The 19,384-nt window shown below is 70.3% G+C and carries 10 protein-coding genes; 4 read left to right on the plus strand and 6 right to left on the minus strand.

Annotation, left to right across the window (positions count from 1 at the left end; all coding sequences use genetic code 11):
* Window positions 1–1,119 (minus strand): PilZ domain-containing protein, encoded by a 1,119-nt coding sequence (locus tag R2J76_RS02775; protein ID WP_316414255.1) that lies wholly within the window; start codon window positions 1,117–1,119, stop codon window positions 1–3.
* An 86-nt stretch (window positions 1,120–1,205) separates the two neighbouring features.
* On the opposite strand from R2J76_RS02775, the gene R2J76_RS02780 reads away from it, so the two are divergent.
* The gene (locus R2J76_RS02780) at window positions 1,206–2,855 is read left to right on the plus strand and encodes a B12-binding domain-containing radical SAM protein (protein WP_316414256.1); all 1,650 of its coding nucleotides are present in this window, start codon (window positions 1,206–1,208) and stop codon (window positions 2,853–2,855) included.
* Between the two features lie 144 nt (window positions 2,856–2,999).
* Window positions 3,000–6,044, plus strand: a complete 3,045-nt coding sequence (locus tag R2J76_RS02785; protein ID WP_316414257.1) for a ligand-binding sensor domain-containing diguanylate cyclase — start codon at window positions 3,000–3,002, stop codon at window positions 6,042–6,044.
* Here the strand turns inward: R2J76_RS02785 and mutS are convergent.
* The 3 genes from mutS to R2J76_RS02800 all read right to left on the minus strand — a co-directional run bounded on the left by mutS (window position 6,007) and on the right by R2J76_RS02800 (window position 11,262).
* The gene (gene mutS / locus R2J76_RS02790) at window positions 6,007–8,535 is read right to left on the minus strand and encodes a DNA mismatch repair protein MutS (protein ID WP_316414258.1); all 2,529 of its coding nucleotides are present in this window, start codon (window positions 8,533–8,535) and stop codon (window positions 6,007–6,009) included. The two genes, R2J76_RS02785 and mutS, sit on opposite strands and share 38 nt — an antisense overlap.
* A gap of 53 nt (window positions 8,536–8,588) precedes the next feature.
* Window positions 8,589–9,737 (minus strand): MFS transporter, encoded by a 1,149-nt coding sequence (locus tag R2J76_RS02795; RefSeq protein ID WP_316414259.1) that lies wholly within the window; start codon window positions 9,735–9,737, stop codon window positions 8,589–8,591.
* 253 nt (window positions 9,738–9,990) lie between these two features.
* Complete coding sequence (locus R2J76_RS02800) at window positions 9,991–11,262, minus strand: aminotransferase class I/II-fold pyridoxal phosphate-dependent enzyme (RefSeq protein WP_316414260.1); 1,272 nt, start codon at window positions 11,260–11,262, stop codon at window positions 9,991–9,993.
* A 286-nt stretch (window positions 11,263–11,548) separates the two neighbouring features.
* Between R2J76_RS02800 and R2J76_RS02805 the strand changes: the two genes are divergently transcribed.
* Window positions 11,549–13,396, plus strand: coding sequence for a phosphoenolpyruvate carboxykinase (GTP) (locus tag R2J76_RS02805; RefSeq protein WP_316414261.1), 1,848 nt, complete (start codon window positions 11,549–11,551; stop codon window positions 13,394–13,396).
* A gap of 75 nt (window positions 13,397–13,471) precedes the next feature.
* Here the strand turns inward: R2J76_RS02805 and R2J76_RS02810 are convergent, their stop codons facing one another.
* Window positions 13,472–15,688: an IPT/TIG domain-containing protein gene (locus tag R2J76_RS02810; protein WP_316414262.1), complete on the minus strand. Its 2,217-nt coding sequence runs from the start codon at window positions 15,686–15,688 to the stop codon at window positions 13,472–13,474.
* Between the two features lie 219 nt (window positions 15,689–15,907).
* Here R2J76_RS02810 and R2J76_RS02815 point away from each other — a divergent pair, with 219 nt between their 5' ends.
* On the plus strand, window positions 15,908–18,481 hold the full coding sequence (locus tag R2J76_RS02815; protein ID WP_316414263.1) for an ATP-dependent Clp protease ATP-binding subunit: 2,574 nt from the start codon (window positions 15,908–15,910) through the stop codon (window positions 18,479–18,481).
* Here R2J76_RS02815 and R2J76_RS02820 read toward each other — a convergent pair whose 3' ends face one another.
* Complete coding sequence (locus R2J76_RS02820) at window positions 18,482–19,321, minus strand: DUF4097 family beta strand repeat-containing protein (RefSeq protein WP_316414264.1); 840 nt, start codon at window positions 19,319–19,321, stop codon at window positions 18,482–18,484.
* Between the last annotated feature and the right edge of the window lie 63 nt (window positions 19,322–19,384).

Raw genomic sequence — 19,384 nt, forward strand, 5'->3', positions numbered from 1 at the left:
TCAGGCCTCCGCGGGGGCCATGGGGCTGTCGCCCCCGTGGGAATGGCGCCGGATGATGCCCTGGGCCAGGCGCTGCAGGAAGAGCGCCCGGGAGGGGTTCCACACGATGGCGCTGGAGGCCTTCCATTCCGCCGAAAGCTCGAAGAGGGTCGAGCCGTCCACCTGGGTGCCCAGGAGCAGGACGGGGATCCTGGCCAGGGCCAGTTCCACCAGGGCCTTCAGGAGGCGGCGCTCGTCGAGGCCGGTGCCCCTCACGTGGAAGATGGCCAGGGGCGGGGCCGCGGCCAGGGCGTCCTTGATGGCCTGGGCGGAGTAGGGGAGGCGGATCACGGGCTGCACGGGGGCCAGGGCCTCCCGGAGGGCCGTCTCCAGGGCCGGGTCGGAACTGACCAGCAGGATGCCGGTGGGCCCCGCGGGCTTGGGCTGGGCGGCCCTTTCGTTCAGCTCGAGGCGCTGGGCCAGGCGCTCCCGCTCCTCCTCCCGGCGCAGGAAGATCCACCGGGAAAGGGGCTGTTCCGTGCGCTCGGGAAGGGCCGGGCGAAAGGCCAGGCCGAGGGTGCGCGCGCCCAGGTGCCGCACCTCGGCCCGGGTCTCGATCTGGATCTCGGGGGAAAGGGGGATGGACAGGAGCAGGACGGTGCCCGGGCCCATCGTCGCGGGATCCACGTCCCGCTGGGCATGGACCTTGGCCCCCGTGGCGCTGATGTCCACGAGGCTCCCCTGGAGCAGGTCCCCCTTGACGGTGCTGTAGGTGACCACGACCCGGCCCACCCGCTCCACCCGGTACGAGTCCCGCTGGTCGTTCTCCACCAGGGTCCGGGGCAGGGAGAGGCGCACCGTGCGCCGCCCGTCCAGGATGCCCAGGCCGAGCACCTCCACCCGGGCCTCGTAGAAGCCCAGGCCGTCCGGGAACCGGATGGTGATGTCCGGGGCCCGCAGGCCGAAGGTGGCGTCCTCGCGGCTCATGGTGGCGAGGATGTGCAGCTCCCCGTTCTGGATGGCCAGGAAGCTGGATTCGAAGCGGAGGTAGGGCGTGGCCAGGATCAGGAGCTCCCGGCGGGCGCAGGCCTGGGCCAGGACATCCTGGATCTCGCCGGATTTCTTGAGGGTCTCAGCCACGGGCCGCTCCGATGGGTTCCTATCGTGCCATTGTTGTCGATTCGTGCGGGCGCGTCACCTGTGTTGAAATGGAATCCGGGGGGACCATGGGGGGCAAGACCGGAAAGGACGGGGGCGGCGCGCTCCTTCTCTACAGCGCGCCCAGGAGCGGGTACGGGGACGAGTGGATGACCTTCCTCCCCATCGGCCTGGGCTTCCTTCAGGCCATGCTCAAGTCCCGGGGCCACGCCTGCCGCCTGGCCAACCTCAGCGGCAAGGGGCGCAAGGAGATCCTGGTCTACCTGCGCCGGCACGATCCGGCCGTCATCGGCGTGTCCATGTTCACGTTCAACCGCAAGCGCAGCTCGGACCTGCTGGCCCTGGCCCGGGAGGCCTGCCCGGACGCGGTGCTCCTGGCGGGGGGGCCCCACCCCACGCACCTGGCCCGGGAGGTCTTCGAGGACTGCCCGGCCCTGGACGCCATCGTCAAGGGCGAGGGGGAGATCCCCCTGGCCGAGGTGATGGCCCGGGGCGCCGATTGGCGCACGGCCCCGGGGCTCATCCTGCGGGACGGGGAGACCCCCAGCGCCCCGCCCATGGAGGACCTGGACGTCATGGGCGCCCCCGTGGAGCACTTCCAGGCGGACTTCCTGGACGACCCGGGCCAGCTCTCCTACCTCAGCACCAGCCGGGGCTGCCCCGCCACCTGCAACTTCTGCAACACGCCGGAATTCTGGGGCAGCTCCGTGCGCTTCCGGAGCCCCGAGGCGGTGCTCCGGGAGATGACCCTCCTGCGCCGGCGCCACGGCCTCACCTACTTCAGCTTCCGGGACGACACCTTCACCGCCAACCGCGGGCGGATCCTCAAGCTCATGGACCTCATCCGGGGCTCGGGCATGCACCCCCTGTGGAACTGCCAGAGCCGGGTGAACCTGGTGGACGAGGACCGGCTGGTGGCCATGAAGCGGGCCGGGTGCGAGTTCATGCAGTTCGGGGTGGAGCACGGCAGCGAGCGCGTGCTTCAGCTCCTGGACAAGGGCACCAACATGCGCCAGGCCCTCAAGGCCCTCACCCTTGTGCGCAAGGTGGGGATGAACCTGGGCATCTACCTCATCACGGGCATCCCCGGCGAGGAATGGGCGGACGTGGAGATCACCTGCGACCTCATCCGCAGCGCCCTGCCCCACGACGTGCAGGTTTCGCCCCTGGCGCTGTACCCGGGGACCCGGCTTTTCGACACGTACCGCGCCGAGGGCCGCATCAGCCCGGACTTCTTCCGGGGCTCGGGGGACGCGGAGGTCTTCGCGAGGGTGGACGGCCACACCGAGAAGGCCCTGCGGCGCCTCGCGCAGGTGGCCGAGGGCGTCCGGCGCAAGGCCATCTACACCCCCGCGCAGTTCCGGGAGCAGAAGGCCTGGCTGGGGTTCTGCGCCGTCACGAACCTCCTGTGCGGCGAGGCCGCGGAGGAGGAGGGGCGGATGCAGGAGGCCCAGGCGGAGTACGACGAGGTGGTGGCGAAGGAGCCCGGGAACCCCTGGGGCTTCCTGAAGCGGGCCCTGCTCTTCCACCGCACGGGCCGCGCCGCCCTGGCCCGGGCGGACCTGGCCGAAGTGCTGGCCCTCGCCCCGGGGAACCCCGAGGCCCTGGAACTGGCCCGGGCGTGGGGCGCGGGCAAGGGCTGGAAGGCCTCCCAGGGACCCGCAGCGGTGATGAAGGGGTCGGAGGCGTTCCTGGAGCGCAGGGACCCCGCGAAGTAGGTTGTTGGAAATTCCCAAGCCCTTGCGCGTCCGGGCAGTGTATTTTTAAGGAACATCACGAACGTCCTCGTTCCTTCCCCCCGGCCCCCCCTCCGACCCACCAGGGGTAGCCTCACCTGCGCGCCCGGTAGACCGGATCCCCCCATGTCTTTGTTCCGAACCGTAGTGGCCTGCCTGCTTGCCCTGGGTTTCGCCCGGGCCGAGGCCCCGGGCCGGTACCTCTTCAAGACCTACGGACCCGAGCAGGGCTTCGTGGAGCCCGGCCTCACCAGCATCGCCCAGGACTCCGAGGGCTTCATCTGGATCGGCGCGGATTCCGGCCTGGTGCGGTACGACGGCGTGGCCTTCCGCAAGTGGACCGCCGAGGACGGCCTGGCCTCCACCGCCGTGAACCGGGTCCTGCGGCGGCGGGGAGGGGGCATCTGGGTGATCACCGAAGGCGGCCTGATGAAGTTCCACAAGGGCGTGTTCACCCCGGTGCTCCACCAGGGGCGCACCTTCCGGCCCATCCGGGGCTCCGCGGTGGACCTGGACGGCGACGGGGTGCTGTGGGCCCTGGGGGTGGACGGGCTGTACCGGCAGGGGGGGGAAGGGATGGAACGGGTGGCCGAAGTGCCCAGCGGACAGGGCCACGCCCTGGCCTGCCGCACGGCGACCGCCTCGATCTTCGCGGTGGTGGGTGGCCAGGTGTGGGAGCGGCGCAAGGAGGCCCCCTGGGTGCGCTACACCACCCAGGACGGCCTGCCCGTGGATGGCATCGAGACCCTCGCCGTGGACGGGGAGGGCCGGCTCTGGGTGGTGGGGCGGCGCCTCCTGCGGTACCAGGATCCGGGGGAGGCCGCCTTCCGGGACGCCTCCTCTTGGCTGCCCGCGCCGCCCTTCGCATCCTGCATCATCAGCCGGGAGCCGGACGGGACCGTGGGCATCCCCACCAATGCCGGTCTGCTGCGCCTGAGGGGGGACGACCACGAAGTGATCGACCAGGCCGCGGGCCTCCCCTGCCGGTGGACGGCCTCCTCCCTCCGGGACCGGGAAGGGAACCTGTGGGTGGTGGGGCCGACGGTGTACCGCCAGCTGGGCCGGGGCCAGGTGCGCACCTTCACCGCCGAGGACGGCCTGCCCTCCGACCTGGTGTGGCAGGTCTTCCGGGACCGCTCGGGGCGGCTTTTCGCGGGCACCAGCGAGGGCCTGGCGCTCCTGGGCGAAAGGGGCTGGTCCCGGGTTCCGGGCACCGACGGGCTCAACGTCACGAGCCTCGTGCAGGACGATTCGGGGGCGCTCCTCATCGGGTCCACCAACGCGCCGCTGCGCACCCTCGAACCCCGGGGCGCCGCCGCCACCGAGAACTTCCACCGGAGCCTCCGGGCCGGGGGCCTCGCCCCTCCGCAGCGCTCCCAGTCGGTGGCCTGCGGCAGGGACGGCATCCTTTGGCTGGCCGATCCCAGCCGGGGCGTGTTCCGCATCGATTCCCGCACGAGGGAATCCAGGCTGGACTACGGCCCGGCCCAGGCCGGGATCCCCACCTTCGTGGCCTGGCACCTGGTGGCCGACGGCGAGGGGCGCATCTGGGGCGCCACCAGCGCCGGGCTGATCCTCCACGACGAGGGGGGCTGGCACCGCTTCGGCCAGGCCCAGGGCCTCAAGGTGGATCCCCTCAACGGCATCGCCCTGGCCCAGGACGGCACCGCATGGGTCCTGTACCGGGAGCCCCGGGGCGCGGCCCGGGTGGCCTACGCCGGGGGCGCCATCCAGGTGCTGGAGAGCCTGGACGCGGGAGGCCGCCTGGCCTCCAACGTGGTCTACGCGGGGGGCGTCGACGCCCGGGGCCGGCTCTGGCTGGGCTCGGACCGGGGCGTGGAGATCGTGTCCGGCCCCTCCACCTTCCTCCTGGGCCGGGGCAGCGGCCTCGCCGGGGACGACTGCAGCCAGAACGCCATCCTGGTGGACCGCAACCAGGATGTGTGGGTGGGCACGTCCACGGGCCTCTCCCACGTCCTGGACGGGAGGAGGCCCCGGGACCTGCCGCCCCTGGTCACGACCATCACCCAGGTCACCCGGGGCCGGCACAGGGCCGACGTCCAGGGACCCGTGAGCCACGCGGACGCCACCCTGGAATTCCGGTTCGCCTCGCAGACGTACGTGAACGAGAAGGCGGTGGTGTACCAGGTGCGCCTGGGCGGGCTCGAGGACGACTGGCGGTCCACGGACGTGCCCCAGGCGCGCTACGCCGCCCTCCCCGGGGGCCGGTACACCTTCGAGGTGCGCGCTGCCTATCCGGGCATGGCCTTCGGCCCCGCGGCCACCTTTGCCTTCGAGGTCCTGCCGCCCTGGTGGCGCACCTGGTGGTTCACGACCCTGGAGGTCCTGACCGCCCTGGGCGCCGTGACCCAGGTGATGAACTGGCGCCTGCGCACCCTGGCGCGCCAGAAGGAGCGGCTCGCGGGCCTCGTGGACAAGGCCACGGGCGATCTCCTGAAGGCCAACCACGCCCTGGAGAAGGCCAACCTCGCCCTTAAGGCCCAGAGCCTTTCCGACCCCCTGACCGGGCTCCACAACCGGCGCTTCCTGTCCGTGGTGGTGGACGACGACACCGCGAAGGTGCAGCGCTCCTACCGGGACTGGACCCCGGGCCAGGCCCTTCCCAACAACGACCTCCTCTTCCTCATGGTGGACCTGGACCACTTCAAGGTGGTCAACGACAACTTCGGGCATCACGTGGGGGACCAGGTGCTGGAGATCGTGGCCCAGGTGCTGCGCAAGGCCGCCCGGGAAACCGACGGGGTCATCCGGTGGGGCGGGGAGGAGTTCCTGGTCATGGCCCGCAACTCCACCCGGGCCGAGGCCCCCTTCCTGGCCGAGCGCATCCGCAGCCTCATGGCCGAGCAGTCCCTGACCCTGGAAAGCGGCGAGGTGGTGCGGTGGACCTGCTCCGTGGGCTACGCGGCCTACCCCTTCAGCCTGCGGGACACCACCTGGATGGGCTGGGAGAAGGTGGTGGAGATCGCCGACGCCTGCCTCTACCTGGCCAAGCGCGCCGGCCGCAACGCCTGGGCCGGCGCCGAGGCCCTGGAAGGCCTGGACCGCGCCGCCCACGGGCCGCGGCTGCCCTGGGAACTGTCCGAACTGCAGCGGGAAGGGGTCGTGGACGTGGTCACGAGCCTTTCTGGCGCGCTGCCACCCAGGCCATGACCTCCAGGGGGGTCATGCGGTTCAGGTCCAGGGCGGCCAGCTCCTCCCGCAGGGGATCCGGTTCGGGCTCGAAGAGGGGCAGCGCGGGCTGCACCGGGGCCTGGCGCCGGGAGCGCTTCTCCTCCAGGGGCTTTTCCGGGGTTTCCGCCAGGATCCGCTGGGCGGCGGCGATGACGGACCTGGGAAGGCCCGCCAGGCGCGCCACCTGGATGCCGTAGCTGCGGTCCGCGGGGCCCTCGGCGATGCGGTGCAGGAAGAGCAGGTGCTCCTCCCATTCCTGCACCTCCACGTGGAGGTTCTGGATGCGGGGGTCGTCGGCGAGCCGCGTGAGCTCGAAGTAGTGGGTGGCGAACAGGGTGCGCGGCTCGCCGCCCTTGAGGTCGCGCAGGTGCAGGGCGATGGCCTCGGCCAGGGCCAGGCCGTCCCGGGTGCTGGTGCCGCGGCCGATCTCGTCCAGGATCACGAGGCTGGCGGGGGTGACCTGGTTGAGGATCCGGGCGGTCTCGGTCATCTCCACCATGAAGGTGGACTGGCCCTTGGCCAGGAAATCCGAGGCGCCGATGCGGGTGAAGATCCGGTCCACCAGGGAGAACCGCATGAGCTCGGCGGGCACGAAGGAGCCCACCTGGGCCAGCACCGCCAGGAGGGCCGCGGTGCGCAGGAAGGTGGACTTGCCGCCCATGTTGGGGCCGGTGACCACGGCCATGGAGCTTCCGGCGGGAAGGCGCAGGTCGTTGGGGATGCACTCGCGGCCCAGGCGGGCCTCCAGCATGGGGTGCCGGGCGCCGGCGAGGATCAGCTCCCGGTCCTCGCTCACCTCGGGCCGGGTCCAGCCCGAAAGGCGCGCGCGCTCCGCGAAGGCGCAGAGCACGTCCACCTTGGCCACGGCCCTTGCCAGGCGCGTGAGGGCCCCGCGGTCCTCCAGGACCCGGGCCAGGAGGCGCTTGAACTGGGCCTCCTCCAGGCGCAGCAGGTCGGATTCCGCGGAAAGCAGCCGCTGCTCGAAGGCCATGAGCTTCTCGGTGGTGAAGCGCTCGGCGTTGGCGAGGGTCTGCTTGCGGATGAAGTGGGCGGGGGCCGAGGCCAGGTTGGCCTTGGTGATCTCGAAGTAGTACCCGAAGACCCGGTTGTACTTGATCTTGAGGCTGTTGATGCCCGAGGCGGCGCGCTCCTCCTCCTCCAGCTCGAGCATCACCTGCTTGGCGTCCCGGGCCAGGCGGCGCACGGCGTCCAGTTCCGGGTCCACGCCGTCCAGGATGGTGTTGCCCTTCTCCAGTTCCAGGGGCGGAGCCTCGGCGAGGCAGCGGCGCAGCTCCGCCACCAGCTCGCCGCAGGTGGGGGTGTCCCCGGGCCACACGTCCAGTTCCTGGGATTCCTGGAACCAGCCCCCCTCCTGGATGAGGTCGGGAAGCTTGCCCGCCCGGGCGAGGCCGTCCCGCAGCTGGGCCAGCTCCGGCGGGGTGGCCAGGCCCAGGGCCACGCGGCCCAGGATCCGGTCCAGGTCCGGCACCGAGGCCAGCACCTTCTGGATGGGCTCCCGGTGGCGGTCCTCGGTGAACCACGCCACCTGGCGCCAGCGCAGCTCCAGGCCGGCCCGGTCCCGCAGGGGCTGGTCCAGCCAGGCCCTGAGGAGGCGCGAGCCCAGGCGGGAGCGGCACTGGTCCATGAGCTCCAGGAGGCTGCCGGCGCGGGATCCGTCCAGGGTGTTGGCGAAGACCTCCAGGTGCCGCGCGGAGGTGGCGTCCAGGAGGGGCCCGGCGGCGCCCAGCTCCAGGTTCACGCCCTGGATGTGCGCGGGCCGGCCCTTCTGGGTGGCCTCCACCTGGTCCAGGAGGGCCCCCAGGGCGCCGATGGCCGCGGGGTAGGGATCCAGGCCGACCCCCTCCAGGTGGGTCCACCCGAAGAAGGCCAGTATCTGGGTGCGGGCCCGGGCGGCCTCGAAGCGCCACACCGGAAGGCGGGTCCGGGCCGCCTCCAGCTCGAAGGGATCGGGGCTGCCCTCGGCCAGGATCAGCTCCTGGGGGCCCAGGCGCTCCAGGGTGGAGGCCAGGAGGGGCAGGCCCTCGCCGGGGATGACCCGCAGCTGGCCCGAGGCCAGCTGCAGGAGGGCGATGCCCCAGCTCTCCCCCACCCGGTGCGCGGCCGCCAGCCACCTTCCGTCGTCGTCCAGCCAGGTGCCGGGGGTGATGATGCGGGTGATGGCCCGGGGCAGGAGGCCCTTGACCTCCTCGGGCTTGGCGGTGGGATTGGCGATGGCCGCGGAATAGCCCGCCGCCAGGAGCTTGGGCAGGTAGCTTTCCAGGGCGAAGTGGGGCACGCCGCACATGGGCGTCTCGAACTCCGTCCCCCGGCCCCGGAGGGTCAGGGCGATCTCCATGACGGGCGCAGCCTTCACGGCGTCCTCCCCGTGGAGCTCGTAGAAGTCGCCCATGCGGGTGAAAAGGATCGCATCGCCGGCCTCGCGCTTGAGGGCCGCGACCTGCGTGAGCATGGGAGTGGACATCCGGAGAACCTCGAAACATCCAGGATACCGGGGATGGGGCCTCAGGACTTCCGGAAGGCCAGGGCCACGCTCACCAGCCCCAGGGCGCCGGAGCCGCCCCACACCGCCCAGGGGCCGCCCCACCCGTAGGCCACCAGGCCCAGCCAGGGCCCCACGGTGAGGGCCACGGTCCACACGAGGCTGTAGAGGCCCAGGTACTGCCCGCGGCGGTCCGGGGGCGCCAGGGAGGCCACGGCGTCGGTGGAGGCGGGGAGGAAGACCATCTCCCCGAGGCTCCACACCACCGTGGCCACCACCAGCAGGGGCAGGGGCCGCATCCACGCGAGGGAGGCGAAGCCCAGGGTGATGAGGCCGGCCCCCAGGGCCAGCTGGTGGCCGTGGCTCCAGTGGGCCAGGCGGTGGTTCACGGCCACCTCCAGGAGGAGGATGAGCCCCGTGTTCAGGGTGAAGAGCAGGCCGAAGACCTGGGTGCCGCGGCCCAGGCCCTGGACTACCCACAGGGGCAGGGCGCCGTGGATCTGGGTGAAGACGGCCGTGGCGGGCAGGATGGCGGCCAGGAGCCACAGGAGGCGCCGGTCCTTCCAGCCCGGGAGGCTGGGCAGGGCGGGGGCCGGCTCGGGGGGCGGGGAGGGCACGAAGGCCAGGAGCACGCCCAGCCCCAGGAAGGTGGTGAGCCCGTCGATCCAGAAGAGGGCGTCGTACGAGGCGTGGGCGATGAAGCCGCCCAGGGCCGGCCCCACCGAGATGCCCAGGTTGGACGCGAGGCGGTGGAGCACGAAGGCCTGCTTGCGCTTCTCCCCGGGCACCAGGTCGGTGATGAGGGCCATGGAAGCCGGGTAGTAGGCCTGGGTCGCCGCCGACCACAGGGCGATGACCGGCAGCAGGAACGCCCGGGAATGGACGGAGGGGATCGCCATCAGCAGGGCCGCGGACAGCCCCAGGCTGAGGGCCAGGGTCAGCCGGTGCCCGAACCGGTCCGAGAACCACCCGCTGAAGGGGCTCGCCGCCAGGGCCCCCAGCCCGTACACCGCGAAGGCCGTGGCGGCCTGGGCTTCGGTCCACCCGCGCCCCCCCACCAGGTACAGCGCGAGGAAGAACACCGCCATCGTGCCCATGCGGTTCACGAGGGTGCTGAGGGCCAGCACCCACATTCCGCGGGGAAGGCCCTTGAGGCCGCGCCAAGGATTCATCCCATCAGCTTCGCCCCGGGATGGACGGGTTGTCCAGAACCGGGTTGTCCATCGCCGGGAACCGGCTGGGCTCGACGCCTGATCCCCTTCATCCTGTTTATCCAATTTCATCCCCGTTCCCGCAGGGCCAGCGATGAGGTGGGGCGGCGCGTCGTTGATCTGCATGCGCCGACCCATCCGGGCACTGGCCCTGCGGGAACGGGGATGAAATTGGATGAATAGGATGAAGGGGATGCTGGAAGACGGAGGGGGGCTAGCTCCGGGCGCAGACCCTTTCTAGGGCGTCGATGAGGGGCTGGATGGCCTCCTCCTTCATGGAGCAGAAGGCCAGGCGGATGTACTTGTCGCCGTGGCTCACCACCCCCACGCTCTCCTCGGCGATGAGCTTCTGGCGGATGGCGTCGGCGTTGAGGCCCGCGCGCAGTTCCAGGAGGCAGAAGCAGCCGGCGTTGAAGGGATAGACGGTCCAGTGGGGAACGGGCTTGTCCAGGGCCTTGCGCAGGACGTCGTAGCGGCGGCCCAGCACCTGGCGCATCTTCTCGAACTCGGCCTCGTGGCGGGCGTCGGCCAGTTCCAGTTCCATGAGGTACTGGCTGAGGCCCACGGGACTGCCGATGCCGGAGCGGATGAGGCCCATGCACTTGTCCACCAGGATGGCGGCGGATTCCTTGTCCACGCCGAAGGAGAGGAAGCCCACGCGGCCTCCGAAGAAGCTCAGCTCCTTGGTGACGCCGTCGCACTTCAGGGGGATGAGGTTGGGGCTGCGGCCGATGAGTTCGAAGAAGAGGCTCTTGGTGGTGGCCTTCTCGTCGAAGACGAGGCCGTGGTAGGCGTCGTCGCAGAAGACCACCACGGTGCGGTCCTTGGCGGCGTCCACCAGCACCTGGGCGATGGCCTTCATCTCGGCGGGGGTGGGGCTGTAGCCGCTGGGGTTGCTGGGGAAGTTCAGGAGCACCTGGACCTTGCCCTTCACGGCCGCGAGGGTGTCGCGCAGGCCCTCGACGTTGAAGCCCATGGCCGCGTTGTAGAAGGGGAAGCGCCGGAAATCGCCTTCCAGGCGGATGTTGAAGATCTGCTCGTAGTTGTCCCAGTAGAGGTCGGCCAGCACCAGGGTGTCGCCCTTGCCGAAGAAGAGCTCGGCGCCCATGGTCAGGGCGTGGCAGATGCCGGCGCTCACCACGGGAAGGCCCACGGCCTCCATGCGGGCGTCCTCCTTGACCAGCTTGTCGTGCCAGGCCTTGCGGGCGGGCTCGCGGCCCTGGATGGGGGAGTACAGGAAGGCGTCCTTGGGGTTGAGGCCCGCGAGCTTCTCGGCCATGGGGGCCAGGGGGAGCGGGTTCCCGGCGCCGTCGGTGATCTGGCCGATGGTGGCGTTGATGGCGCAGCCCTTGCTCTGGCCGGCCTGGTAGGGGATCCCCTTGGGGAAGAAGGAACGCTGTCCGAGGGGGGAGAGGGCCCCGGCGATGGCCGGGTTGATGGCCTTGAGGCGATCGTTGCGATCCTGGGCTTCGGGATGGATGGACACGGCCTCTCCTCGATGATTTAGGGCGGGTGGCAGGAGCTTATGATCCGCCCGCCGGGTGCCGCTGGAGAATGATTTAAGTCACACAGGCCCGGGCCGGGGCCCAGAAGCCCATGGGACAAGGGGTTGATGCGGTTCCAGCATACCAAGAAGGGGGGGGGCGGCATACCGGGGCCCTTCTTCCGCATTGCGGGGGGAAAACCCCATGTCTAGACTGATTTCAATCAGCTGTTTGAGGGAATAGCGGGCCTTTCCGGCTTTCCCGGGACATGCTACTGGAGACTGGCATATGAGCGCCGTGCTGAACGTCCCTGACTACGTGCACAACAAGAAAGCCGTCGCCTGGATCCAGGAGGTCGCCGACCTCTGCCAGCCCGACCGGATCCATTGGTGCGACGGCTCCCAGGAGGAGTACGACGATCTGTGCGGGCAGCTGGTGAAGAGCGGGACCTTCCAGAAGCTGAACCCCGCCAAGCGCCCCAACAGCTACCTGGCCCTTTCCGACCCCAGCGACGTGGCCCGGGTGGAGGACCGCACCTTCATCTGCTCCGCCCGCAAGCAGGACGCGGGCCCCAACAACAACTGGATCGCCCCCAAGGTCATGAAGGAGAAGCTCAGGGGCCTGTTCAGCGGATGCATGAAGGGCCGGACCCTCTACGTCATCCCCTTCAGCATGGGCCCCCTGGGCTCCCGCATCGCCCACATCGGCATCGAGATCTCCGACTCGGCCTACGTGGCCGCGAACATGCGCATCATGACCCGCATGGGCCGCAAGGTCTGGGACGTCATGGGCAAGGGCGATTTCGTGCCCTGCCTGCACTCCGTGGGCGCCCCCCTGGAGCCCGGCCAGAAGGACGTCCCCTGGCCCTGCAACAAGGTCGACAAGTACATCGTGCACTTCCCCGAGGAGCGCGCCATCTGGTCCTTCGGCTCCGGCTACGGCGGCAACGCCCTGCTGGGGAAGAAGTGCTTCGCCCTGCGCATCGCCAGCTGCATGGCCCGGGACGAGGGCTGGCTCGCCGAGCACATGCTCATCCTGGGCGTCGAGAAGCCCGGCGGCGAGAAGACCTACGTGGCCGCCGCCTTCCCCAGCGCCTGCGGCAAGACCAATTTCGCCATGCTCCAGGTCCCCGGCGCCTTCGAGGGCCACAAGGTCACCACCGTGGGCGACGACATCGCCTGGATCAAGCCCGGGCCCGACGGCAGGCTCTACGCCATCAACCCCGAGGCGGGCTTCTTCGGCGTGGCCCCCGGCACCGGCATGAAGTCCAACCTCAACGCCATGCTCTCCATGACCGAGAACACCATCTTCACCAACGTGGCCCTGACCCCCGACGGCGACGTGTGGTGGGAAGGCATGACCGAGGAGGTCCCCGAGAAGCTCACCGACTGGCAGGGCCAGCCCTGGACCCCCGGATGCGGACGCAAGGCGGCGCACCCCAACAGCCGCTTCACGGCCCCCGCCAGCCAGTGCCCCTCCATCGACCCCGAGTGGGAGAACCCCAACGGCGTGCCCATCAGCGCCTTCATCTTCGGCGGCCGCCGCGCCACCACGGTGCCCCTGGTCGTGCAGTCCGTGAACTGGAACTTCGGCGTCTACACCGCCGCCACCATCGGCAGCGAGATGACCGCCGCGGCCGCCGGCAACATCGGCGAGGTGCGCCGCGATCCCTTCGCCATGCTGCCCTTCTGCGGCTACCACATGGGCGACTACTTCAATCACTGGCTGCAGATGGGCCGCGACATCAAGAACCCGCCCCGCATCTTCTGCGTCAACTGGTTCCGCAAGGACGCCGACGGCAAGTTCGTGTGGCCCGGCTATTCCGAGAACATGCGCATCCTCAACTGGATCGTGGACCGGGTCCACGGCCGCGCCTACGCCGCCGAGTCCCCCCTGGGCTGGGTCCCCCGCTACGAGGACCTGCACCTGGAGGGCCTGTCCAACTTCGGCGAGGAGGGCTTCCGCGCCGCCATGGCCATCCGCCGCGACGAATGGCGCCACGAGATCCTCCTGCACGAGGAGCTCTTCGAGAAGCTCTACGACAAGCTTCCCAAGGAGTTCTTCCACATGCGCCAGCTCCTGCTGAGCTCCCTGTGGCGCTCCCCCGAGAGCCTGGGACTGGCCCCGGAGCGGTAGGGGCCGGAAAAGGCCCCGGTCCGTCGGCGCAGCCAGGCTGCGTCGGCGGACCGGGGCTTTTGCGCGGGTGATCGTTCAGGGCAGGGGGACCGGATCGCTGGTGCCCAGGGGGGTCACCACCTGGAGGTTCCCGGTGGAACCCGCGGGGAGGTCCACCCGGAGGATGGCGTCGCTGCTTTCGCCGGGGAGGGGGGTCAGGGGCGTCCCGTTCAGCAGGACCTCCTGGGCGCCGGTGAGGGCCGACCCGGTCAGCGTCACCCGGAGGTCGGGGGCGCCGGGCACGGGCGTGTGGGTCACGGTGGCGATGACGGGCCGGGTCAGGTCGCCCAGGAGCTGGATGCCCCGGGTCTTCGCGAAGCCGGAGGTCAGGAGGGCCTTGAACAGGCCTCCGAGGGTGGGAGGCGTGGCGGTGATCCCGTCGAGGGTCGCCTGGTCCTCATCGTTCAGGAGGATGTGCAGGGTCACGGCCACGCGGTCGCCATCCTGGACCACGCTGTAGAGGCCGGTCGTCTCGGTCACGTCGAAGCCGGCCATGGGCTCCGTGTTGCCGGAGGCGACGATGGGGCCCGCCTCCGTGGCGGAGGGACCGTGGGTCAGGATGGAGAAATCGAACCACTCGCCGGAAGGGTGGCCTGAAAGGGTGACCTTGGGATCGGCCTCGAAGATCCCACCGGAAAGGGCGTGGTCCTTGTAGTAGATGCCTGAATTCGGCGCGTCGGGATCCGTCCAGTAGTGGGGCCGGAAGAGGTAGACGCCGTTGTCCGGGGTCACGCCGTCGTACGCGTAGTTCTGGGTGGAAACCAGGATCTGCACGTTGGCCGGAGGGACGCCGAGGGCCTTGATCCGGTCCTGGATCGCCCGGGGAAGCACTTCGAGGAAGGCCGGCGGGAGCAGGAGGCTCAGGCTGTAGGAGGCGACGAACTTGCCGTCCCGGAGACCCGGGTTGTCGCCGCCGGGATTGTAGGCGTGGAAGACCGGAGACAGGGGCAGGCTCAGGTCCTGGTAGATGGCCGACCGCCGCGCGTCCGGATAGTTCAGCCATTGCTGGCCCAGGAGATCAGGCGCCTTGGTCACCGTGAGGGTATGGGGGGCGATGGCCCGGCGGGAGGGGAGCATGACGAACTCCGGGGACGTGGCCATGGGGGGCGTGCCCGTGATCACGCCGATGGAGCCTCCCACCTGGGCATCGTCGGGGATCCGCACCCGAAGGCTGGTGGAGGAGTCCAGGCTGTAGCGCGAAGCCGGCAGCTCCAGGCCGCCGTAGGTGATGCCGGTGATCCCGGCGAGGCCGGTGCCGGTCACCGTGACCTCGGTGCCGGGAATGCCCTGGTCGGGTTCGATGGCGGCGATGGAGGGAGGAAGCTGCGGGGCCTCCACCGTGAAGATGGCCGCATACGTGGCCGGGGAGGTGCCTCCGGGCGTCAGGACCAGGACCGCGCCCGTGGCCGCCCCCGCGGGCACCGTGGTGGTGATGCGGGTCCCGTCGGCGTTCACCTGGAAGGCGTCCGCGGCGAGGCCCCCGAAGCGGACCTCGGTGGCGCCGAGGAAGGCGGAGCCGGTGAGGGTCACGGCGGTGCCGGGGACGCCCGTGGCGGGGGCGAGGGATTCGACGTGGGGCATGGCCGGCCCGGGCAGGACGACGGTGAAGTCGCCGCTGGAATTCGCCACGGTCCCCGTGATCCCGGTGATGGAGATCAGGCCGGTGGAGGCCCCTTCGGGGACCGTCGCCTCGACGGTGTTGCCGTCCACCACCTTGTGGGAAGAGGCGGGCACGCCGCCGAAGGTCACGGCGGTGATCCCGAGGAATCCCGAACCCGTGAGGGTGACGACCGTGCCCGGGATGCCCTCCTGGGGGCTGAAGGAGGTCAGCACCGGGGGGGCGGGCATCTCCTTGACGGTGAAGGGCGAGGGGGACGTGCCGACCTGGGCGCCCTTGCGAACGCTCACGCTCACGGCGCCGGAGGGGAGGGTGGCGGGAAGCGAGGCGTTGATCCGGGTATCGCTTTCCACCGTGAAGGCCAGGGCCTGGGTGCCGCCGAAGAGGACCTGGCCGGCCCCGGTGAAGCCGGTGCCCGTGATGATGATGTCCTTGTCGCCGGGGAACCCGCTGTCGGGGGCGATGGAGGTCACCGCCGGGGCCGTCGCGGCCTGGGCCTGGGTGGAGCCGCCGCCGCGCCTGCTGCAGGCGGTGCCCAGGAGGAGGAGGGGGCCCAGGGCCAGGCAGGGGAGGAAGGTCCAAATGCGGCTTCGCCCAGGGGGCAGACCCTCGGGGAGGGGATGGCGGGAATTCATTACGGGCCCCTTGTATGACTGAAATATTGAAAGGAGACATCGTTCGCCCGCTGTAGCGGGCAATGACGGCTGCTTAAACGTGGTGCGTTCCCATCCTCTGTCCACAAAAAACAAACGATTTATTTTTTAGAAGCGGACAAATGACCTCATGGCTTGCACTTAGAAAACTTTAGTTGAAAAGAGTCAGATCTTGCCTAAGCTTGATTCCGGAGGCATTTCATGGCCATGTTGCCGTTCACCCAGAAAGCCAACGAAGCCCTGGTCGGCGCGAGGGATCTCGCGGTGGCCGGGCAGCATCCGGAGATCCTGCCCCAGCATCTGTTCGCCTCGATCCTCGTCCCCGAGCGCGGGCTGCGCCCCATCCTGGAGAAGGCGGGGCTGGCGGCGGAGGCCGTCACCGGCGTGGTGGACGCGGCGGGCGCCGCCCTGGCGTCGCTGCCCAAGGCCATCGGCGGGGCCGAGCCCCAGGCGGGGCCCGCCCTGCGCCACTTCCTGGAGGTGTCCAGCGACACGGGCCGCGGCCTGGGGGACCGGTTCCTGGCGGCGGACGCCATGCTCCTGGCCTTCGGCAACGCGGGCACGGAGGCCCGGAAGATCCTGGAGTCCTTCGGGCTGGACCGCAGGAAGATCGAGGCCGCCATCCGGGAGACCCGCAAGGGCTCGCGGGTGGAGGACGAACGGGGCGAGGAGAAGTTCGCCTCCCTGGAGAAGTACGCCAAGGACCTCACCGCCCTGGCCCAGTCCGGCAAGCTGGACCCGGTCATCGGGCGGGACGAGGAGATCCGCCGGGTCATGCAGGTGCTGAGCCGGCGCACCAAGAACAACCCCGTTCTCATCGGCGAGCCCGGCGTGGGCAAGACCGCCATCGTCGAAGGCCTGGCCCAGCGCATCGCCAAGAGCGACGTGCCCGAAAGCCTCAAGGGCATGCGGCTCATGTCCCTGGACATGGGCGCCCTGGTGGCCGGCACCCAGTACCGCGGCCAGTTCGAGGAGCGGCTCAAGGGCGTCATCCAGGAGATCCAGAACAGTGACGGGGAGATCATCCTCTTCATCGACGAGATCCACCTGCTGGTGGGGGCCGGCTCCGCCGAGGGGAGCATGGACGCCGCCAACCTCCTCAAGCCGGCCCTGGCCCGGGGCGAGCTGCGCTGCATCGGCGCCACCACCCTGGACGAGTACCGCAAGCGCATCGAGAAGGACGCCGCCCTGGAGCGGCGGTTCCAGACGGTCTTCGTGGACGAGCCGGCCTTGGAGGACACCATCTCCATCCTGCGCGGCCTCAAGGAGCGCTACGAGCTGCACCACGGCGTGCGCATCCGCGACGCGGCGCTGGTGGCGGCGGCCCACCTGAGCCAGCGCTACATCGCGGACCGCTTCCTCCCCGACAAGGCCGTGGACCTCGTGGACGAGGCGGCCTCCCTGGTGCGCATGCAGATCGACACCCGCCCCATCGAGATCGACGCCCGGGAGCGCCGGGAGATGCAGCTCCAGCTGGAGCGCCACGCCCTGGCCAAGGAGAAGGACAGCGCCAGCCGCGCCCGCCTCGGGGAGCTGGACAAGGAACTGGCCGACATCACCGAGGAGCTGCGTTCCCTTCGCACCCGCTGGGACCAGGAGAAGGCCCGCATCGAGGAGAACCGCGGCCGCCAGAAGCGCCTGGACGACCTGCGCATCGAACTGGACCGGGCCAAGGCCCGGGGCGACTACGAGGTGGCTTCCCGCCTGGAATACGGCGAGATCCCCACCCTGGAGAAGCGCCTGGCCTCCTCGGACGACCAGGAAGGGGCCATGCTGCGCCAGGAGGTGCGGGAGGAGGACGTGGCGGCGGTGGTCAGCAAGTGGACCGGGGTGCCCGTATCGCGCCTCCTCGAAGGGGAGATCCAGAAGCTCCTCCACATGGAGGAGCGCCTCCGGGAGCGCGTGGTGGGCCAGGATCCGGCCCTGGAGGCCATCAGCGAGGCCCTGCGCCGCAACCGCGCGGGGCTGGGCGACCCCCACCGGCCCATCGGCTCCTTCCTCTTCCTGGGCCCCACGGGCGTGGGCAAGACGGAGGTGGCCCGGGCCCTGGCGGAGTTCCTCTTCGACGACGAGAACGCCATGGTGCGCATCGACATGAGCGAGTTCACCCACGAGGCCGACGCCACCCGCCTCATCGGCTCGGCCCCGGGCTACGTGGGCTACGAGGAGGGGGGCCGGCTCACCGAGGCCGTGCGCCGCCGGCCCTACGCCGTGATCCTCCTGGACGAGATGGAGAAGGCCCACCCCCGCACCTTCGACCTGTTCCTGCAGGTGCTGGAGGACGGCCGGCTCACGGATGGCAAGGGCCGCACCGTGAATTTCCGCAACACCGTCGTGCTCATGACCACCAATATCGGCAGCCAGGCCATCTTCGAGGCCGGCGGCGAGGTGGACAAGGCCCGCGCCGAGATCCAGGCCTCCCTGAAGCTCCACTTCCGCCCGGAGTTCCTGAACCGCCTGGACGAGGTGGTGACCTTCCGGTCCCTGGGCCTGGAGGACATGAAGGCGGTGGCCCGCATCCAGATGAACCGCGTCTCGGCCATGCTCCAGGAGAAGCGCATCCGCCTGGAGGTGCCCCCGGAGGCCCTGGCCTGGCTGGCCAAGGAGGGCTTCGACCCCCAGATGGGCGCCCGCCCCCTGAAGCGCCTGGTGCAGCAGGTGGTGGTGAACCGCCTGGCCCGGATGCTCCTGGAGGGCCGGATCCGGCCCGGGGACGCGGCGGTGCTGGACGTGGAGGGCGGCGAGCTGGCCATCCGGACCGAGTCGGTCCAGTAGCTACTCGATGTCGATGTTCCCGTCGACGGTGCGGAAGGTGATCTTCTGGTCCCGGCCGGGGATGGCGCAGGTGAAGCGGTTCCGCTTGTTCCCGGCGTAGACCGCGCCGGGAAGGTTGGCCCGCACCCGGCCGTCCACGGCCTTGGCCTCCAGGTTGCCCTTGGCCTGGCCCAGCTTGACCTTGATGGAACCGTCCACGGTGCGGAAGGCGAGGCCCTCGCCCCATCCGTCCAGGCCTTCGGCGGTGATGGAGCCGTCCACGCTGTGGACGTCCACGCCGCCCTCCACCTGGCTGAGGGCGATGTTGCCGTCCACGGTGCCGCCCTTGATGCGGGCCTTGAGGTTCCGGGCCGTGATGGTCCCGTCCACGGCCCTGGCGTGCACTTCGCCGCTGATGTCCTGGAGGCGGATGGGGCCGTCCACGGTGCGGCACCCGGCGTAGCCCTCCAGCTCCTGGATCCCGACGGCCCCGTCCACGGTGCGCACCTCCACGTTCAGCCTGCGCGGCACCATGAGGGTGAGGTTGCACACCGGGTCGTGGTAGCGCCCGAAGAACAGGAACCGGATGCGGCGGCGCTTCATGCGGTCCACCTCGATCTCGAGCCCGTCGGCCACCCGGCGCACCTCCAGCTTGGCTTCGCCGCGCATCCGGCCCGTTTCGAATTCCGCCACCAGCTGCACCTCGGGCCGGTCCCACCCCTTGATCTCCACCTTGCCGTCGCCCTGGGTGATGCGGAGGTTGGCGCCCATGGCCAGAGGCTCGGTGCGGGTTTCGGTGCGGAAGGGGGGGGCCGCGGCGAGGGCGGCGCAGAGGAGGAAGGGGATGGGCAGGAGTCTCATGGGGTCACCTTGGGTTTCAAGGGTAGGACCGGATGCGCGACCAGGAACCCGCGAATACGCCGG

It is taken from the genome of Mesoterricola silvestris, from assembly GCF_030295405.1.
Classification (GTDB): Bacteria; Acidobacteriota; Holophagae; order Holophagales; family Holophagaceae; genus Mesoterricola; species Mesoterricola silvestris.

Bases quoted from the DNA above. Each gene is read 5' to 3' on its own strand.
- R2J76_RS02820 (WP_316414264.1), bottom strand. From the start codon at position 19,321: ATGAGACTCCTGCCCATCCCCTTCCTCCTCTGCGCCGCCCTCGCCGCG.
- R2J76_RS02780 (WP_316414256.1), top strand. From the start codon at position 1,206: ATGGGGGGCAAGACCGGAAAGGACGGGGGCGGCGCGCTCCTTCTCTAC.
- R2J76_RS02805 (WP_316414261.1), top strand. From the start codon at position 11,549: ATGAGCGCCGTGCTGAACGTCCCTGACTACGTGCACAACAAGAAAGCC.
- R2J76_RS02785 (WP_316414257.1), top strand. From the start codon at position 3,000: ATGTCTTTGTTCCGAACCGTAGTGGCCTGCCTGCTTGCCCTGGGTTTC.
- mutS (WP_316414258.1), bottom strand. From the start codon at position 8,535: ATGCTCACGCAGGTCGCGGCCCTCAAGCGCGAGGCCGGCGATGCGATC.
- R2J76_RS02810 (WP_316414262.1), bottom strand. From the start codon at position 15,688: ATGAATTCCCGCCATCCCCTCCCCGAGGGTCTGCCCCCTGGGCGAAGC.
- R2J76_RS02795 (WP_316414259.1), bottom strand. From the start codon at position 9,737: ATGAATCCTTGGCGCGGCCTCAAGGGCCTTCCCCGCGGAATGTGGGTG.
- R2J76_RS02815 (WP_316414263.1), top strand. From the start codon at position 15,908: ATGGCCATGTTGCCGTTCACCCAGAAAGCCAACGAAGCCCTGGTCGGC.